1 protein-coding gene is annotated in these 1,524 nt (G+C 63.2%); it reads right to left on the bottom strand.

All coding sequences use genetic code 11. The features are described from left to right. Positions 1-8: 8 nt before the first annotated feature. Positions 9-1,355, bottom strand: coding sequence for an IS5-like element ISBj5_B family transposase (locus RCO31_RS34560; protein WP_011084757.1), 1,347 nt, complete (start codon positions 1,353-1,355; stop codon positions 9-11). Positions 1,356-1,524 lie beyond the last annotated feature (169 nt).

Below are 1,524 nucleotides of genomic sequence, written 5' to 3'. Positions count from 1 at the left end.
GTCGTCCGTTAAGAAGCCGGATTGATCGAGGCTGGCCGGGCGAGCGTGCGCCATAGCTGGGCCAGGAACAGGCACAAGAGATATCTCAGCCAGGCGAGGATGCGGCGGAAGTTGTGTCCGACGGCTGAGAGGACGACGTTGGCGGCATCGCCGGCGCGGCCTTTGAGGTAGCAGCGCCCGAGGTGGCCTTCCGCCTTCAGGTGTCCGATGATGGGCTCGATGGCGGAGCGGCGGCGCAGCTCGCGCTTGATGACACCGAAAACGCCGCGCTTCTGGCCGGAGATGAAGACGCGACGGGGATTTTGTGCGTCGTGGCCGCGGTATCCCTTGTCGACATAGGCCCGCTCGATCGGACAGCCGGTGAGTGTCTCGGTGCGGTCAATGACGTCCCGCAAGGTGTGACCGTCGTAGGGGTTGTCGGGCAGTGCGCTGGCGTGCAGCACGAACAGGCCACCGGGAGCCCGGCGGTTGTTGGTGACGATGGAGGCCTTCACGCCGAACTCGTAAGGCGCGCTGGCCTTGCCCTTGCCGATGCACTCCACTTCCGGGGCATGGAAGGAATAGAGCTTCCAGCCGCGCTGGCGCTGCTGCTGCGAGCGGATCTGCGTGGCCCGGCCGAGCGGGAGGGCGAACGCCTGCTCCAGTGCTGGCTGGCCTTCGATCTTGCGGCGGATGTCGCGGATGATCCGGCCCAGCCGGCTACGCAGGATACGCAACTGCCGCTGATGCCGCCTGAACTGTTTGGCATGGGCGTAGCGGCCGGCCATCATCGCGGCGGCCTTGGCGATGCGAGCATAGGATTGCCGCAGCCTGACGCCGTGCCTGATCGCCAGGCGGTTGAGCCCCTTGATGGCCGCATGCAGCAGCTTGGCATCGGTCGGAAAGGTGATGGCCTTCGGCTGCACCGTGGTGTCGACCGTAACCCGCTTGAGGTCCTGGCTGCGTAATGCACCGGCCTCGTGCGCTACCCGCAAGCTCTCGGCCAGCAGCAACTCCAGCTTGTCGCCAAGCCGCTTGCGCCAATGGCTCAGGTCCGAGCGCTCGTGCGGGAACGTGTGCTGAAAGAACTCTTCCCCGGTGAAGAACTGGAAGTATGGGTCATGGACCCAGCGCTCGCACACCTCCTCATCGGACAGCCCGTAAATGTGCTTGAGCAACAGCAGACCGATCATGAAGCGCGTCTCGATCCCGGGCCTGCCGTTCTCGCTGTAGAGCGGCGCGATCTCGCCGTCGATCCAGTCCCAATCGACCTTGCCGGCGAGCAGAACCAGCTCGTGCTTCATATTGATGATCTGGTCGAGCCGAGCCCGGAACAGATCGTTCGATCCCGTCGTCTTGTGCTTCTTCGGCCGCATCGTTCCCTCCGATGCAGACAAGGAATCATGCTTCCCGCTTCGAGGGAATCCACGAAAACCAAATCGCAAGGTTCTGACGCCCAAAGCATCAAAACCTTGCAATCTGGAAATGCCCCTTAGCCCAAATCGAGATTCCCGATCAGTGGCTTAGTCCTTCTTCACGGACGAC

It is taken from the genome of Bradyrhizobium sp. LHD-71, assembly GCF_031157255.1.
Lineage (GTDB): Bacteria > Pseudomonadota > Alphaproteobacteria > Rhizobiales > Xanthobacteraceae > P52-10.
Note: the sequence above shows the minus strand (reverse complement) of the source record. Positions and strands in the feature narration are given on the sequence as shown.

What these genes read in the sequence shown, in the direction of transcription:
- RCO31_RS34560 (WP_011084757.1), bottom strand. Translation starts at nt 1,355, where the DNA reads ATGCGGCCGAAGAAGCACAAGACGACGGGATCGAACGATCTGTTCCGG.